Consider the following 16,955-nt stretch of genomic DNA (forward strand, 5'->3'; position numbering starts at 1 on the left):
TTTGCAACCCCGGTCGACGCCCGCGATTGCGCCGCTCTTGGCGGACAAGCGGACGTCAGGCGTGCCGGACCCAAGCACACCGACGCGCAGACAGCATACCGTGACGTTCGGCAGCGGTGCTCGCAATGCCTGCCAAGCGACGGCGCCTCTCGTCCGGCTTCTCCCCTGCGTCACCACGCCGCCTGCCCCTCGATTGTAATATAGCTCACACGAGCAGTGATCGATCGGGAATAGTCTCATCCTGTGCATCCACGCGCAGCACCAGGAGTGTTGGCCATGACCGAGGGTAGCGCACACGACGCCGACAGCACGCAGATGCCCGGCAAATCCGACATCCGACGAGCAAGCAAACGGCGAACAGAAACGAGCAACTCCGACTCCGACGCCGTCCTCGACGGCGGCAGGATCGAGGCAAGCCCATCGCCCGTCCAGATCATTATGGCGGTCGCCGCCCTCGTGCTCGTTGCCGTGATCTCGTTCGCGACCGTTTTCGTCGTCGGTACCCTTTTCGTCGGAAACCGCGTGACCTACTGGATGATCGAGTTGATCTTCGCGCTACTGTGCGGAGGCGCCGGCGCCCTGCTCGGTGGATCGGCGGTCGTCCGCTCGACCCTGAGAATTCCGGGCAGTCCGGTGCGCGCGACCGTGGGCGGAGCGGTCGCGATGGTTATTGTTGGGTTTGCCTTGGCCTATCTCGGCCAGCCGCCTCTGGACGAGCCGCTGTATGCGCTGGACATTCACGGCGTGCCGGATCGCCAGACGGTCGGCAGCGACGAGTATCGAGTGTTCGTCGGCGCGAACAACTCAGACATCACATTCAGCCGGGATCCCGACAACGTCTCGCTCAAGATCCCACCCCGCGTCGGCACGCATAAGCTCTTGATCGCCGTCTACCGGCCGGTCGGTAAGGACGTATCCCGCACTTTCGCCCGATGCGAGCTCAGCTTCGAGATAATCGCGGGCGAGCGCAACGGGCCGACGCCGATGGATCTACTGTCGGTGGAGAGCTCTCCGCAACCGCACCTCTATTTCTCGCAGCACTACATCGAGCAAACCGTCACCGCCGCGCTGCAGCGCAACGAGCTCGTCGCCGACGAAGCCTGCGTGGAGGGACGCGTGGCGACCAAGTCCGACAAGACGCCCCTCGACGGACATTTCACACTCCAGACCAACAGCGTACGCAGCAGGGCCCTGAACTTCGCCCGGTTTAGCCCGCTGCCGCGTTATTCGGTGCTGGCGCGCGACCGCGCGAACTCAGAACCACTGGACACTCAGCCCGACCTGCCGCCGCAAGCGCGGCCGGTGCCGGGGCATGCGAAGGTATCATCAGCGGCGAGCCCGCCGGAGCCGCCACCAAGTGCGTCGGCCTTGACGCAGGTGGCGCAAGCGGGTGGTCCTGTTCCGAAAACAGCCGCGTCGTCTGCGGAGTCCCGGGCGGAGCAGCGCGCACCCGCTCCGCCTGCTCCGGCCTCGGTCTCCGCTCCGGGCGCCACCACCACTCCCGCCGTGCACTCCGAGCCGAAGACCACCTCCGCAACCGACAGCGGATCGCTCAACGAGCAGGTGGATGCGTATGTCCGCGGGGAAGACCGCGACCGCACCCAGCTGTACCAATCTTGGGGCCAGGTTGCCGACTACGTCGTCAAGGGCCTGCGTGATGAATCCGCCAAAGGTTCAGCACTGGTCGCCCCCTATCTGAACCTGCTCTCGAATGCGCTGGGCGTGATCGACGACGGGAAATACCTTCCGCCGACGCTGCGGCCCAATTGGGATCAGTCGGTGAAGCCCGATCGCCTCTCCAACAAGCGCAACATTCCGGGCTTCCGTTTCGATGACTATCGGATCGTCGTCGAATCCCTGTGCAGCTCGGACGAAGATGTCCGCCGTGCCGCACAGCGGTTGTTGAAACTCTATCCCTCGGACCACTTCCATCCGATCCTGCAGGCGCTGCCGCTGCAGCCCAATTTCAACCGCTGCCGGATCGACTTCACCGCCGAAACCGCCGCCTACTATTTCTACAATCGGATCGTGGAGTACGATGGGATCTTCGCATTGGACAAGGCAAGCCACGACTGGATCAGCCAGAATTACGCCGAGGGCACGGAGTGGGCAAAACGTGGCGAGGCGGAGGGCGGCTCACAGCCTCTCTTCAGCGCTATGCTTGACTATGCCCGTGGCCTGGTGCTGCTCGACCATGGCGAGAGGAAGGACGCACTCGCCTCGTTCAATCTGATGATTGGAGCGATCCGCAGCTCCGGCAGGATCTATCCCTCGAACCCCCGCCATATCGCGACGGCGCTCCGGCTGACCCTCGATCCCGGCAGCAGCGCCAAGACGCTGCAAGGCGCGTCAGCGGTGACTCCGCCTGAGCGCCGTCCGGTCGCGAAGGCCTATATCGTCGCCGACGGCAACGTGCAGCTCTTCGCTGTGCCCGACAACTCGGCCAAGCCATTCGGCAAGATGAAGTCCGATGTGATTGCCAACGTCTATTTGCGGGCCGGCAACTGGGACCTCGTGGAGGGCGGAAACCAGATCGGCTGGGCGCGGCGGCTGGTGACGAGCGCCGCGCGGTAGCCGATGGCTGGGTTCAGACTCCTCCACGTCCAGCAGCGCATGTTCAGGGGGTGAGCGTGGAGAAATACGGAGCCGGGTCAGAGCGGACATGACGCAGCCATACAAGGGTTTGACCGCTGTTGGAAAACAACCTGAGCGGCGCGGACCCGCGACTTCACAATTTCCATTGAACCAGCTCGGGCATAAGGAGACTTAAAGGTAGTCCGGGACTCTGTTCCGGGCTCCCCAGCAAGCCATCCGTCGCTTCTTTTCTTGGCGTCGTACCCGAGCACAAAAAGAGGTCTGCGATGACGATCACCCGACGTGCAGCCACCATTGGCGGTTTGAGTCTGCTCGCTGGCTCTTCTATCAGCACCATATCCAGAGCCGAATGGGGCGAACTCAATCTCGGCGAAGGGCTGGAGGATTTTTGGCTGGCGACGGATGCCTACATCTATGGTTACCCCTTGGTGACGATGGAAATGACCCGCAGGGTCATCACTAATGTCGCACGGCCCGAAGGCACCAAGGCGCCGATGGGACAATTGATCAGACTGCGTGAGTATCCCAACGCCTCCTTTCGCGATGTGACTGCGCCGAACGCCGACACTCTCTATACGACTGCATTCCTGGATGTCGGAAACGAGCCTTGGGTGCTCAGCATCCCCGACATGAAGGACCGGTACTTCCTGTTCCCTATGCTCGATGGGTGGACCACGGTGTTTCAGGTTCCCGGAAAGCGCACGACGGGCACGGGCGCGCAAACTTACGCTATCACGGGCCCAGGCTGGAACGGTGTGCTTCCACAGGGCGTTCGAGAATATAAATCGCCGACAAATATCGTTTGGATTCTGGGCCGCATCTACTGCACCGGCACACCCGAGGACTACAAAGCTGTCCACGAATTGCAAGACCAGTGCAAGCTGGTGCCGCTCAGTTCCTACGGAAAGACGTATACCCCGCCCGAAGGGAAGGTTGATCCGTCCATCGATACCAAGACCGCGGTGCGCGATCAGGTGAACCGGATGGACGCGAAGGCTTACTTCACCTTGCTTGCTCAATTGATGAAAACCAATCCGCCCGCACCAGAGGATGCCCCCGCTCTGGCACGGTTTGCAAAGATCGGACTCGTTCCGGGCCAAGATTTCGATGCAAGCAAGCTCAATGCGGATTTTGTCAAGCGAATCCCTGAGGTCGCCTTCGACCGGATCATGGCTCAGTTCAAGCTCAACAGTGAGGTCAAGGACATTAACGGCTGGGGGTTTACGACAAAAACGGGCATCTACGGCACCGACTACCTCATGCGGGCCCTGGTGACGGCCATTGGTCTCGGAGCTAATCGACCGCAAGATGCGGTCTATCCGACTTCGCTGAAGGACGCCGAAGACAGTTCCTACGATGGTGCGAACAAGTACGTCATGCATTTTCCGAAAGGACATCTACCCCCGGTAAGCGGCTTCTGGTCCCTTACAATGTATGATGACAAGTATTTCTTCGTGAACAATCCGCTGAACCGCTACTCGATCAGTCCTCGACAGAATCTCAAGACCAATCCCGACGGGTCCACCGACCTCTACATCCAGAAGGATTCACCCGGACCTGGCAAGGAATCTAATTGGCTCCCAGCGCCGGCTGGCAAGTTCATTCTGATGCTCCGCATGTATTGGCCCAAGGAAGGCACCCCATCCATTCTCAATGGTTCGTGGAAAATTCCGGCCGTGACAAAGCAAGAGACATGACTTCGCTTGTCGGCTGTTGTGAAGGGTTTCGGATGCCGGCCGCTTGAGGGACAGCGCCGCGTGCTCGGCGGCCGGCATCCGAAACCCTTCACACGACCGGCCATTCTCGAATGGCTCTTTCGGCCCGTAAAGATCGTCCGTTCGGACTGATCGCTAAGACGGATTGCGCCGTACGCTGGTCCGGATGGCTCGACCCCGACGCAGCACGGTGGTAGCCTTCGTCGTGGGTGGACAAGATGTCTCGACGGCTACAGGGATTTCTTCCGATCGTCCTGCTCGCGCTGGCGATGCAGATCGTGGCGCCGATCGCGGCATGCTGGGCCGCGGGCATCGCGATTGCCGATCCGCTGCAATCAGCCGGCATTTGCCATAGTGACGCAACCACCGGCTCCGGCGATCAGGATCGCGAGCAACATGCTCACGATGGTCTTTGCGCGATCTGCGTAGCCCATGCAGGGACCGCCGTTGATGCGCCGAGGCCTGTCGCCCTCGTTGTGCTCCTCCGTCAGTTCAGGCCAATTCTTTGGGCCGATAAAGAACTGACGCGCGTAGCGTCCCGCATCGGCTCGAATACCCAGGCGCGTGCACCCCCGCGATTTGCGTAAAGCATGGCGGCCCATGGCCGCTGCGTTTGCACATCAAACTCGCGGAGACCTTCCATGTCCATCTGTCACGTGCGAGCGGGCCTATGGGGCGCAGCGATCGCGCTTATTCCTCTTTCCGGAGGCGCGGCCCATGAAATCGTCGGCAACCGCTTCTTTCCGGCCACGCTCACCATCGACGATCCCGGCGTGAATGACGAGCTTTCATTACCGACGGTATCCGGCTTCAAGACCGGCGACGATCCGTCGTTTCGACAGCGCGATTTCTCCGGTGAATTTTCCAAGCGGATCACTGAGGCCTTTGCGATCTCGATCGGGTCGACCTATAGCGTCTTTAGTCCACCCGGGGGGCCCACCGGAACGGGCGCGCACGGATTTCAAAACCTCGAAACCACGTTCAAGTACCGCGTCTTCAAGGACCCCGCGCATGAATTCGTCATGTCGGTGGGGTTGAGCATCGAATGGGGCGGCACCGGCGCCGACAGCGTCGGCGCCGATCCGTTCAACACCTACACGCCGACGATCTGGTTCGGCAAAGGCTTTGGCGATCTACCCGACACCCTGTCATGGCTGCGACCGGTCGCTGTTACCGGACAGGTCGGCTACGCCATACCGGGCAGGCGCTCCACGACGACATTCGGGTTCGATCCAGACATCGGCGAGATAACGGCCGACACGGAGTTCAATCCCCGGGTGCTGAACTGGGGCGCAACGATCCAATACAGCATGCCCTATCTGAGGTCCGCGGTGATCGACCTCGGACTGCCGGAATTCGTCAATCACCTGATCCCACTGGTCGAAGCGACGCTGCAGACGCCGGTGTCGAACACGTTGACCTCGGGCACGAAGACGACCGGGACCATCAACCCCGGAGTCCTTTGGGTCGGGAACAAATTCCAGGTCGGTGTCGAAGCCCTAATCCCGATCAACAGGCAAAGCGGCACCAATGTCGGCGTGATCGCCCAACTGCATCTCTACCTCGACGACATTGATCCTCATGGAATTGGAAGACCAATCTTCGGTCCCGCGGTCCAGCCCGCCAGCCCCTTTCCAAGGAATTGATCCATGCGACGCCCAACTCTGAGTCTGCTTTTGCTATTGCTCGCGACCGGCGAGGCGGCCGCTCACGCCTTCCTCGACCACGCCGAGCCCCGCGTCGGCAACAAGGTCGCAAGCCCTCCGCGCGAGGTGACGCTCTGGTTCACGCAGAAGCTGGAGCCGGCGTTCAGCACCGTCACCGTAACCGGCCCGGCCGGGCAGCGCGTCGACACCGGCAAGGCTCGTGTCAGTGGCAACCAGATGTCGGTCGCGCTAAAGCCGGGTGGCACTGGCGCGTACCACGTGAATTGGCGCGTGCTGTCCGTGGACACCCACACGACCGATGGCAGCTTCAGCTTCCTGGTCGGCCAATAGGCCGCGCGAGGCGCCGATGGACTGGTCCGCAGCAGGGGCGCCCATGATCGCGACGCGAGCGATCCACTTCGCGGCGACGGCAACTATGACCGGAACGCTGGTTTTCCGGATGGTGGTCGCGAAACCCGTTTTGCGTTCGGAGGAAGGCATCGCCAATCGACTCCAGACCCAAACGCTTCGGGTCCTATGGCTTGCTCTTGCTGCCGCGACGATCTCCGGGGCGATCTGGCTGTTGCTGCAGGCGGGGTCGATGAGCGGACTGCCATCGAATGAGGCCATGAGCACGGACGTATTGTCGACGGTGATCAATGAAACGCAGTTCGGCCAGGTCACGACAATTCGCCTGGGCCTTGCGATCGGTCTGGCGGCCTGCCTTGCATGTTATCGCGTGGCATTCGCGGAGTGGCTAGCGCTTGCGGCGGCGCTCGGTTTCGCCGCAAGTCTCGCCTGGACTGGTCACGCTGGCTCGACACTTGGAGCGATGGGCTACCTGCACCTCGCCGCAGATACGCTCCATCTGATTGCCGCCGCGGCCTGGATCGGCGGCTTGGTGGCACTGAGCTTGTTCCTGGCCATCGCCCATCGAAACAACGCAATGTCGCTCGCTCGCAATGTCGTTGCCCGATTTTCGACGTTGGGCATCGTCAGCGTAGCAATCCTCATGCTCAGCGGCATTATCAACGCCGCCATCCTGGTCGGCTCCCTGCACGGGCTCGTCGCCACCGAATATGGGCGCGTGCTGACGCTCAAGGTCGCGATGTTCGCGGTGATGCTCGTCTTCGCTGCTATCAACCGGTTTCGCCTGACGCCGCAGCTCGCTTCCTTTGGAAACGAGCAATCGTCCAACGCGCTTCGTCAACTGATCCACAACAGCGCGATCGAGACAGCATTCGGACTGGGCATCCTTGTCATTGTTGCGATGCTCGGAACCATGCATCCCGCCGTTCACTACGACCTCGCGATGACCGGCGACTATCAAAGCTACATTGGCCCCTGTCGCGCGCAAACATTGTCTAGCGCACACGGTCATCACTGAGAGTCGGCTTGTGGCCCTGAACTGAACCGCGCTCCAGCCCTCACCACGTCGGCTGTCTGAACCAGGGCGGACATCTGTGCGCCCACCTCGACCGCCGCTTTGCCCCACGGCGGACCTGTGTCGATCTTGATCAACGTTCCTTCCGGCCTCCGGTCGACCGGCCTCGATCGGCTTTGCCGCGTATTGACGGCCGCGCCCATGGTGTTCATCATCCTTGGCCGCGGTCATCTACTACGTAGTCTGCTAACCCCGTGGAGTGACAGCCATGATGCAGAACCTCGTGGCCGGGTGTGTCTTGGTGGCTTTGATTATCATGGGCTTGCTTGCCCTCGCCCAGCAACATGAAGGGTGCTTGCACGGGCGCTCGATCAAAACATTAAAGCCGTGCGGATCGGTCAGCACTTCAATGTAGCGCTGGCGACCGGTATTGCGGCCGCGTCGCCACCAAGTGGCTCGAGTGGCGGGCTGCTCCTTTTTTCAGCCTATCCCGCTCGGCGCGAGGTCGCCGATCTTGTTCAGCATCCGTTCAAGTGGCGGCTCGGGCATATGACCAAGCGATGTCCAGGTGTGGTCGCCGTCATCGTCAAGATATTGCTGATAGCTGCGTTGGCGAACTGGGCCAGCACATCCGCAGCCGCGGCGGAGAATCTCTATCGCGCACAGACAATCGTCACTGGACAGGGTGAAGCCAATCGCACCATCGGCTTCGCCGCTTGTCTCGAGGACGTTCTCATCAAGGTGTCCGGAGCTCTCGAACTGGAGAGCGATCCTCGACTAGACACGTACAAATCGCGTTCGGCCGATTTCGTCAGCGCCTATAGCTACCGCGACCAGATGTCCGGCAAGCCGAAGCGCGACGAGCAGGGCACCCGCGACCGGCCGTACGATTTGATCGTCGATTTCGATGACAACAAGATCAACGATGTTCTTAACTCGCTCGGCGTCACGCCCTGGCTTTCGCGCCGCCCGATCCTTGGCGTTTTCGTCGAGATGGAGCAGGGCTCAAGACAATTCATCGCCACATCGGATGCAAAGCAGTCCGACCTGCAACGTGACTCACTCCTCGCCGCGGCCCTGAAGCGGGGCATGATGATCGTGCTGCCCGATGTGGCAGCATTGGCGAAAGCCAATATCGACGCCGCAGAGCTCTTGACGACACCATCCTCGACATTGGCATCCGTGGCGGCCGAACGGGGTGGCGAAGTCGTCCTGGTCGGACGGCTGACGTGGGAAGATTCGGAGCTCGGATGGGCGACGGAGTGGCGCATGGACTGGAACGGCCGGGCGCACCGATGGCAGCTTCGCGGCGTCACATTTGATGAGGCCTTCCGCCGCGGCATCGGCGGCGCGGCTCAAATCCTCTCGGGAAACGGCGATCCGGGATAGGCGGAATCGACCGGCCACTGGTCAAGACGCCGCTTTTGACCGCCGGCGGAACAGTCGGCTCAATGGCGCTGGCCCGTCCGATCTGTGCGGTATTTCACTCTCAATCGATGTAATCTGCGGTAATCCAGCCCAGGGCTATGACGAGCCCGGATGCAGTTCCTTTTGGGGGTGCGGCGAACGGGCCGGCCCCGCAAGTGCAATGTTCCGATCGATGGCGGCGTGGCGAGCGCACCTTTTTGTCCCGTTGCCGCGCGGGAACTCAGGTCGGCCGGCAAGGCCATGATTGACAGCAGCTCAGCCGGGAGGCGACGTGCAGGAGATTGCCGAGTGGCTTGATCGACTTGGTCTCGGGCAATACGCGCAGCGTTTTGCCGACCACGCGATTGACGTCTCCGTTCTGCCCCACCTGACAGATGAGGACCTGAAGGACATCGCAATTCCGCTCGGGCACCGGCGGAAAATCCTTGCAGCCATCGGCGAGCCTGCGGCTCCTGCGCAGGCTGCACCCGAACGCCCTGCGTCGTCCATGGAGCCGAAGACACAGGACACCGCGGAGCGGCGTCAGGTCACCGTGATGTTCGTCGACCTGGTGGGCTCGACGGAACTTTCGACGCGTATGGATCCGGAGGATCTACGAGACATCATTTCGGCCTACCAGAAATGTGTCACGGAGACCGTGCGGCGCTTCGACGGCTTCGTGGCGAAATATATGGGCGACGGCGTTCTCATCTATTTCGGCTATCCCGGAGCGCACGAGGATGACCCGGAGCGAGCAGTACGGGCCGGACTGGGGCTGATCTCGGCACTATCCGCCCTCAAGGCTCCGGTCGTTCTGCAAATCCGCATCGGGATCGCGACCGGAGTGGTGGTCGTGGGAGATCTCGGCGGGTCGGGGGGCACCCAGGAACGCGGCATTGTGGGGGAAACTCCAAATCTGGCCGCGCGGCTGCAACAGGTCGCGTCGCCGAACATGGTGGTCATTGCTGACGGCACCCGGAGGCTGCTCGGAAATCTGTTCGAGCTGCAGGATCTCGGGACAAGAGACCTCAAGGGCATCCAGGGCGACGTGCGCGTGTGGGCGGCACTGCGGCCGAGCTCGGTGGCAAGCCGCTTTGAGGCGCTGCACGTGGGTGCCCTGACGCCGCTGGTGGGGCGGGAAGAAGAACTCGAGTTGCTGCTTCAACGCTGGTCAAAGGCCAGGGACGGCGAAGGTCAGGTGGTGCTGATTTCCGGCGAAGCGGGGATCGGCAAGTCACGGCTCACCTTCGGATTGCTCGAGCAGCTTGCTCGCGAGCCGCACATACGCCTGCGTTACGTCTGTTCGCCGCAACATACCGATAGCGCGCTTCATCCGATCATCAGCCAGTTGATGCGCGTCGCTGCATTGGAAGACGATGACGGCCCGCAATCGAAATTGGACAAGCTCGATGCGCTGCTGGCGCAGAGCTCGACCCCGTCCGAGGATGCGTCCCTGATCGCCGAGTTGCTGTCGCTGCCCAACGATGGGCGCTACCCTCCGGTTGAAGTCGAGCCGCAGCTCCGTCGTCAGAAAACGCTGGCAGCTCTCTGTTCGCAGCTTGAGGCGCTGGCGCGGATCAGTCCCGTGCTGATGATTGTCGAAGATGCGCATTGGACCGACCCAACCAGCCACGAATTGTTCACCCGGGTGGTGGATCTGGCCGCAAGACACCGGCTCTTGATGCTCGTCACTTTCAGGCCGGAATTTGGCCAGCCCTGGATCGGACGGTCACATGTGGCTGCGCTGACGCTCAATCGGCTGACGCGGCGCGACATCGATTCCCTCATCAAGGAAGTCGTCGGCATCCGGTCGCTGCCGGCAGGCATCCGCCTGGACATCATCGAGCGCAGCGACGGCGTTCCACTGTTCGCCGAGGAAATGACCAAGGCGGTGCTGGATGCGGAGGGTGAGAACGAAGCGCAGCGGGCCGCCGCGGGAAAGCCAAGGTCCGTGGTGCCGGTCCCGGCCAGCCTGCAGGCCTCGCTGATGTCGCGGCTCGACCGGCTCGGCCCGGCGAAAGACGTGGCGCAGGTTGGCGCTGCGATCGGACGGGAATTTCCCCACATGTTGCTGGCCGCGGTGGTGCGAAGGCCGCCAGCGGAATTGGACGACGAGCTTGACCGGCTCGTAGCCGCGGGTTTGCTGTTTCGGCAGGGCACCCCGCCACATGTGAGCTATCTGTTCAAGCATGCGCTGGTGCAGGACGCAGCCTACAGCACGCTGCTGCGCGAGCCACGGCGCATGCTGCACGCGCGTATCGCCCAGGTCCTCGAGAGTCAGTTTCCGGAAATCGCTGAAAGCCAGCCCGAGTTGCTGGCGCGTCATTACATGAACGCCGACCTGATCGAGAAGTCGGCGCTCCTGTGGGGCAAGGCGGGACAGCGCTCACAGGAGCGCTCGGCACTGGCCGAAGCCGCAGAACAGCTCACCCATGCCCTGGCGCAAGTCGCAACCTTGCCCAGCACGCCCGACCTGCGGCGCGAGCAGATCGTTTGGCAAATTGCGCTCGTGAACACGCTCATGCATGTCAAGGGCTATAGCGCGCCGGAAACCAAGGCTGCGGTGGCTCAGGTGAGAACGCTGATCGAGCAGGCCGAACGGTTCGGAGAATCTCCCGATGATGCTTCACTGCTGCTCTCGGCGCTGTTCGGGCAATGGCTCGTCAATTTCATAAGCTTTGATGGCGAGGCTGCGCGAGAGCTCGCGGCGCGGTTTCTTGCTCTCGGTGAGAAGGAGGGGACGACGGTACCGCTCATGGTCGGACACCGCACCATGGGTAGTACGCTCGCGTTCATGGGGGATCAGGTCAAGGCTCTGGCGCACTACAACGAGGCGCTCGCGCTTTACCGTCCAGCCGAGCACCGGCGATTAATGACGCGTTTTGGCCAGGATCTGCGGATGACGTGCCTGGGCTTTCGTTCAATGGCGGTGTGGCTGCTCGGCTATCCCGACGCTGCGCTCAGGGATGCAGACTGCGCGCTGATGGAAGCGCGTCAGATTGAACATGCCGCCACTTTGATGTTCACGCTGAACTTCCCCATTCTCGTTAACACCTATTGCGGGAATTATGACGCGGCAAACGAGTATCTCAAGGAACTTGCCATCCTGGCAGAGGAGAAGCGCGCCCCATTTCGAAAGGCGGAAGGTGTATTGCGGCGGGGCTATGTCCTCACCCTCATGGGAAGAGCCACAGAGGCGGTCGAGACAGTCACGTTAGGCATCGATTTATGGCGGTCGGCCGGGTCGACCATATTCACGCCGGAGCACCAGTTCATGCTGGCAACTGCGCATGCGGATTCGGGCCAATTTGATGATGCCTGGCGCTGCATCGACAAGGCAATGGCGGCGATGCAAGCAACCAAGGAAAGGTGGTGCGAGGCTGAGGCGCATCGTGTTGCCGGTGAAATCGCGCTCAAATCGCCGCAGCGGGACGTGGCGAAAGCGAAAGCGTATTTCGAGCGATCCCTCACTCTTGCGCGCGCCCAGCAGGCCAAGTCGTGGGAATTGCGCGCAGCGATGAGCCTGGCACGGCTCCTGGCTGAGCAGGGCAATCGACAAGCGGCCCGCGACCTTCTCGACCCAGTGTACGATTGGTTCACCGAAGGCTTTGACACAAGCGATTTGCGGAACGCCCGAGCCTTGCTCGGCGAGCTTCGTTGACAGCCCTTCCGCAACGAAGCTTCGCCCTTCTCAAACCTTGCGTAAGGTCTGAATTATTCGGCAGCCATTTGGGACAGTTCAAGCTGGACGAGCCGCTCGACGGCCGGCTCCTGGAGAGCGCTTGGCGGCTTCAGCAATTGCTGAACCTCTGCGAGCAGCCGGTGAACGGCGGGATCGCGCATCGCGGCCCGAAGCAGAGCTCCGTTGTATTGGAGCCGGCTCTCGAAATCTGCCGGGCGTTCGCCGCGTGTCTCGGGATAGACCAGATCCGGGATCGCCGACATGTTCCAGGGACCCTCGACCAACGGCAGGCTTTCGGAAAAGAACGCCAGCGCCAGTCCGGCAAGCGGATCGGCCTTGGTCGCGCGCCCCTGCAGAAGCTGCCTCAGAAGGCGAGCTTCCTGCGCCGCCGCGCTCATGCCCTGGCCATAGACGGGGTTGAAGCGGCAGATCGAATCGCCGATCGGCAGCAGGCCGCGCGGGAATGTGCTCAGCCGGTCGAAACGGCGCCATACGCTGGCTGGGAAGGCATAGCGCTCGAAGCCGCCCTGCCGCTCGGCATGCGCAATGGCGTTGTAGACCGTCTGCGTCTCAAGTCGCCTGGCGTAATCCATGAAGCCGTCCGGCTCGGCCGGCGGCTGTTCGCCGAGCCGTCCCGAGAGCGTCACGACCCAGCGGTTGCCTTCGACCGGCATCAGATAGCCGCCGCGGCTGCGTTCCGGCGCGTGCGGGTGAGTGGCTACGCCGCCCCAATCGGTGGATGCATCCTGGGGAATGGCGAAGGTGGTCGTCGTATAATGGAGATCGACACCAATGACGATTTCATCCGGCACCGGCTCGCCGGACGAACGGAGCAGCGCCAAGGTTGGCGCACCGCGTCCGGAAGCGTCGACAACGAGATCGGCCGCGAGAGTTTCCTGCCGCCCATCAGAATCTTCACATATGACGCCAGTGACCATGGTGCCATCGGGCGTGGCGGTGATCTCGAGCACCCGGCATCCCGGCCGCATCGTCAGGTTGGTCAGCCTCTCGGCCTGTCGGCGCGTGATCAGCTCTATCAGCGGACGGGATGCGCAGTAGAGGAACCAGCCGAAATCACGCGACGGGAGTGGACCGAGACCCGGGATCTCCATACGTACGTCGCGTGACATTCGAAGCGGCACCGAGCCGGCATTTGCCAGATCCCGCTCGAAATGCGGAAACAGATCGGTCAGCGCCCGCTGGCCGCCTGGCAGCAGAACGTGCAGATGCCGGGATTGCGGCGTGCCGGCTCGCGGCACTGCCTGTTCAGGCAGGCGGTCGCGCTCAAGCACGATCACCCGTTCGAAGTGGTCGGCCAGCGCACGCGCTGCGGCCAAACCAGCCATGCTCGCACCGATCACTACGGCCTGCTTACCGATCGCTCTGACTACCATCGCAGTCCTCTCCTCATCCGCGCAGCGGTGTCGCATCATGAGGGGACGAACGGGTTACAGCGTGATTTCAGCGCGGAAGAAGCGCGTTACGATCGTAGTGCCGCGAGGCGATGACCGCCTGATCTGAGCACAAAGTGTTCATCTGAGATTGCTCTACCCTGCGAGCACCAGATCGCTGGCTTTCTCGGCGACTGCGATGGCGGCGGCATTGGTCATCGCCTGCGGGATCCCGGGGAACAGCGAGGCGTCGATGACGCGCAGACCCGCAACGCCTTTCACGCGCAAGGACTCGTCGACGACGGCACCGATGCGGCACGTGCCGACAGGATGATGGAACGAATCCGTCGCGCGAAGAATGAACTTGCGGATGTCACCGGCGGTCTTTGCCTCGGGCCCCGGATAGACTTCGCGTGCGCGCCAGTCGGCAAAGGCTTTACCGGCACCGATCTCGCGGGCGAGAGAAACGCCCTCGACAAGAAGGTCCATGTCGGCCGGCTCGGAGAGATAGTTCGGATCAATCAGAGCAGGAGTCCGCGGATCACCCGAAGCGAGTTTCACGCTGCCGCGGCTGCGGGGTCGCATCAGGCAAGAAACGAGCACGTAAGCCGGTGGAGGCAGCGGACCGACGCCCGGCAGGACGAACGGCAAGGACAGGCACATCACAAGGTGCTCCGGGCTGTCATTTGGGTCGGCGCGCGGCACGTAGAGGACGGCGTCGGCATGGTTGTAATGCGAGCGCGGCACCTCGCGCCGTGCGGCGTACGCCACGCCCGCGACCAATGGATGGTCCTCAAGATGGCGGCCGACATCCGGCAGATCCACGGCAACGGGAATGCCGAATGACCGGAGCTGGTCGGCCGGGCCGATTCCCGACAGCATCAGAAGGCGTGGCGAATCGATCGCACCGGCACAAAGCAGCACCTCGCTCGCGGCCCGCACGATGCGTTCGGCGAGCCGCACGCCGATGCACCGTCCACCTTCGATCACGAGGCCCAGCACTTCGGTGTCCACCAGCAGATCGACGGTCACGCTCTCGAGACTTCCGAGATACGCCGTCGCCGCATCGTGGCGAGCGCCGTCCTTGATGCTGAGTTGATTCCAGCCGACGCCGGTCGTGACCTCTCCTCCGATATCCGATGACATCGGGAACCCGAGGTCTTGCGATGCCTTAACGAAGGCGGATGCCACCGGATTGCGATCCGTGACATCCGCGAGCGACAGGACGTGGAGAGGACCACTGCCTCCCCGCCATGCGCTGCCACCGCCGGAGAAAGTCTCGGCGCGTTTTAAGTACGGCAGGAGGTCGGCTGCGCGCCATCCCGCGGGCCAGCGGTCATACGCAGCCGGGTGGCCGCGCTGATAGGCGAGCGCATTGATCGTACTGGAGCCGCCCACGACCTTGCCGCGCGGACAGCGGATGATGCGGCCTCCCAATCCCGGTTGAGGGGTCGTCAAATAGCGCCAGTCAAGCTCGCTGCCTTGCAGCTTGGGCCACTCCTGCGGATCTTTGACCGCTGCAAGCTTCACTTCTCCGCCGGCCTCGATAAGGAGCACCCGTCGTCCAGCCAGGGCGAGCCGGTGCGCCATGACGCAACCGGACGAGCCCGCACCGACAATGATGTCGTCGTAAGACGAACCGAGTTGCTCAGGCGAATGCAATATGCGGACGCCGGATGCGGCCCCTGCCCCGGCGCCTGCGGACCGAGCCAGGCTCGACAGCGCGAGCTCGCCGCCGAACGTTGCCGCCAGGGCGTTGCGGCGATTGACCGGCCGGCTCGTGAAGCCGCCGCTGTGATCGCCGGCGATCGTGCTGGTCATTGGTCACCCCCCGCCTTCACAGCTCGCTTCGTTGCGCCATTCTTTTTACGCTTTTCTTTCCTCTCGGTGCAAAGTGGTTACGGAACATCACGACGATCCTGCCGAATTGTTCGATCACTGCGGTGACTGGCCGCCGCAAATCCGCTATTTTTGCAGCCCACTTCGAAGGTCGAAACATGGTGCGCGCCAGCAATGTAATGATCGGGACGTTGGCGCTGGCGTTGATCGCCGGCGCGCTCGGCGGCTGGCTCGGCTACCGCAAATATGCCGGAATCCAGCAGCAGGTGCCGTTCCGGGTGATCTTCGAGGGCTCGGCCTCGGGCCTGCGCCGCGGCGGCAGCGTGAATTTCGCCGGCGTGCGCATCGGCGAGGTGGAGTCGATCAGGCTCGACCGTCACCGCGTGATCGCCATGACGCGGATCGAGAAAACCGCGCCGATCAAGAAGGACACCCAGGTCGGCCTCGAATTCCAGGGCCTGACCGGCATCGCCGCGATCTCCTTCACCGGCGGCACCGACGAGGCACCGCTTCCGCCGACCGGCGCCGACGGCATTCCGGAACTGACCGCCGATCCCCTGGGGACGATGGGCATCCAGGAAAAGATCCGCGCCGTGCTGCGCAATGTCGACACTGTCATCAACGACAACGAGGATGCGATGAAGGACACGCTGCGGGGGTTCGAGACCTTCACCGCCTCGCTGTCGAGCAATGGCGAGAAGATCAGCAGCGTCATCAGCACCGCCGAGGCGGGCGTCAATGCCGTCGACGACGGCATGAGCCGCACCGAAGCATTCCTGAAGAGCCTCGGCAGCGACAAATATGGCGGCGAATTGCTGCCGACCGTCATCTCGCTGCGCGAACTGATCGAGAGCTTCGACAAGAAGTCCGGCGCGCTGATGGCCGACACGAGAAAGATGCTTGGCGATATCAGCCAGTCCGTGAACCAGGCGAACCGGAAATTTGGCGGAACCGGCGGCGGGCGCTAGAGCATGATGATTGCCGCGATGGAGAAGCGAGCTCGGTTGCACCTCGCCCCGCGTGCGGGGAGAGGTCGAAATTCAAGCCAACGGGTCGGCGCGAAGCGCCGCCCGATGACAGGCTCCGCTTGAATTTCGGGTGAGGGGGAGTCTCCGCATACACATTTGCCAGCCGTGTTCGCGGATAGAGCCCCTCACCCCGGCCCTCTCCCCGTAAGAACGGGGAGAGGGAGAAGGTGCCGTCACCGCTCCAACCTCACCTCATCATGCTGTAAGTTCTGCCACCCAAGCGTAGCCCGGGTGGAGCGCCAGCGTAACCCGGGACCGCCTGTAGTGG

The 16,955-nt window shown here is 62.5% G+C and carries 11 protein-coding genes; 9 read left to right on the forward strand and 2 right to left on the reverse strand.

Features of this window, described 5'->3' with window-relative positions; genetic code table 11:
* Positions 1-276 precede the first annotated feature (276 nt).
* The 8 genes from CWO89_RS14205 to CWO89_RS14240 all read left to right on the forward strand — a co-directional run bounded on the left by CWO89_RS14205 (position 277) and on the right by CWO89_RS14240 (position 12,408).
* Complete coding sequence (locus tag CWO89_RS14205; protein ID WP_130579391.1) at positions 277-2,574, forward strand: SH3 domain-containing protein; 2,298 nt, start codon at positions 277-279, stop codon at positions 2,572-2,574.
* A gap of 287 nt (positions 2,575-2,861) precedes the next feature.
* A complete protein-coding gene (locus CWO89_RS14210) occupies positions 2,862-4,292 on the forward strand; it encodes a DUF1254 domain-containing protein (protein ID WP_130579393.1) in 1,431 nt (476 codons plus the stop codon).
* A gap of 236 nt (positions 4,293-4,528) precedes the next feature.
* Entirely contained in the window at positions 4,529-4,897 is a 369-nt protein-coding gene (locus CWO89_RS14215) for a DUF2946 domain-containing protein (protein WP_130579395.1), read from the forward strand.
* 54 nt (positions 4,898-4,951) lie between these two features.
* The gene (locus CWO89_RS14220; RefSeq protein ID WP_130579397.1) at positions 4,952-5,956 is read left to right on the forward strand and encodes a hypothetical protein; all 1,005 of its coding nucleotides are present in this window, start codon (positions 4,952-4,954) and stop codon (positions 5,954-5,956) included.
* Positions 5,957-5,959: 3 nt separating this feature from the next.
* A complete protein-coding gene (locus tag CWO89_RS14225) occupies positions 5,960-6,307 on the forward strand; it encodes a copper resistance CopC family protein (RefSeq protein WP_130579399.1) in 348 nt (115 codons plus the stop codon).
* Between the two features lie 43 nt (positions 6,308-6,350).
* Entirely contained in the window at positions 6,351-7,343 is a 993-nt protein-coding gene (gene copD, locus CWO89_RS14230) for a copper homeostasis membrane protein CopD (protein ID WP_245476212.1), read from the forward strand.
* Between the two features lie 546 nt (positions 7,344-7,889).
* On the forward strand, positions 7,890-8,729 hold the full coding sequence (locus CWO89_RS14235; protein WP_130579403.1) for a DUF2066 domain-containing protein: 840 nt from the start codon (positions 7,890-7,892) through the stop codon (positions 8,727-8,729).
* A 310-nt stretch (positions 8,730-9,039) separates the two neighbouring features.
* Positions 9,040-12,408, forward strand: coding sequence for an ATP-binding protein (locus tag CWO89_RS14240; RefSeq protein WP_165421140.1), 3,369 nt, complete (start codon positions 9,040-9,042; stop codon positions 12,406-12,408).
* Positions 12,409-12,461: 53 nt separating this feature from the next.
* On the opposite strand, the gene CWO89_RS14245 is transcribed toward CWO89_RS14240, so the two are convergent.
* Positions 12,462-13,823: an NAD(P)/FAD-dependent oxidoreductase gene (locus CWO89_RS14245; protein ID WP_165421141.1), complete on the reverse strand. Its 1,362-nt coding sequence runs from the start codon at positions 13,821-13,823 to the stop codon at positions 12,462-12,464.
* Between the two features lie 153 nt (positions 13,824-13,976).
* Positions 13,977-15,641 (reverse strand): GMC family oxidoreductase, encoded by a 1,665-nt coding sequence (locus CWO89_RS14250; protein ID WP_130579409.1) that lies wholly within the window; start codon positions 15,639-15,641, stop codon positions 13,977-13,979.
* Positions 15,642-15,838: 197 nt separating this feature from the next.
* Between CWO89_RS14250 and CWO89_RS14255 the strand changes: the two genes are divergently transcribed.
* Positions 15,839-16,627, forward strand: coding sequence for an MlaD family protein (locus CWO89_RS14255; protein WP_245476235.1), 789 nt, complete (start codon positions 15,839-15,841; stop codon positions 16,625-16,627).
* The last annotated feature ends 328 nt before the right edge of the window (positions 16,628-16,955 follow it).

The sequence above is a fragment of the Bradyrhizobium sp. Leo170 genome (genome assembly GCF_004296405.1).
GTDB lineage: Bacteria > Pseudomonadota > Alphaproteobacteria > Rhizobiales > Xanthobacteraceae > Bradyrhizobium.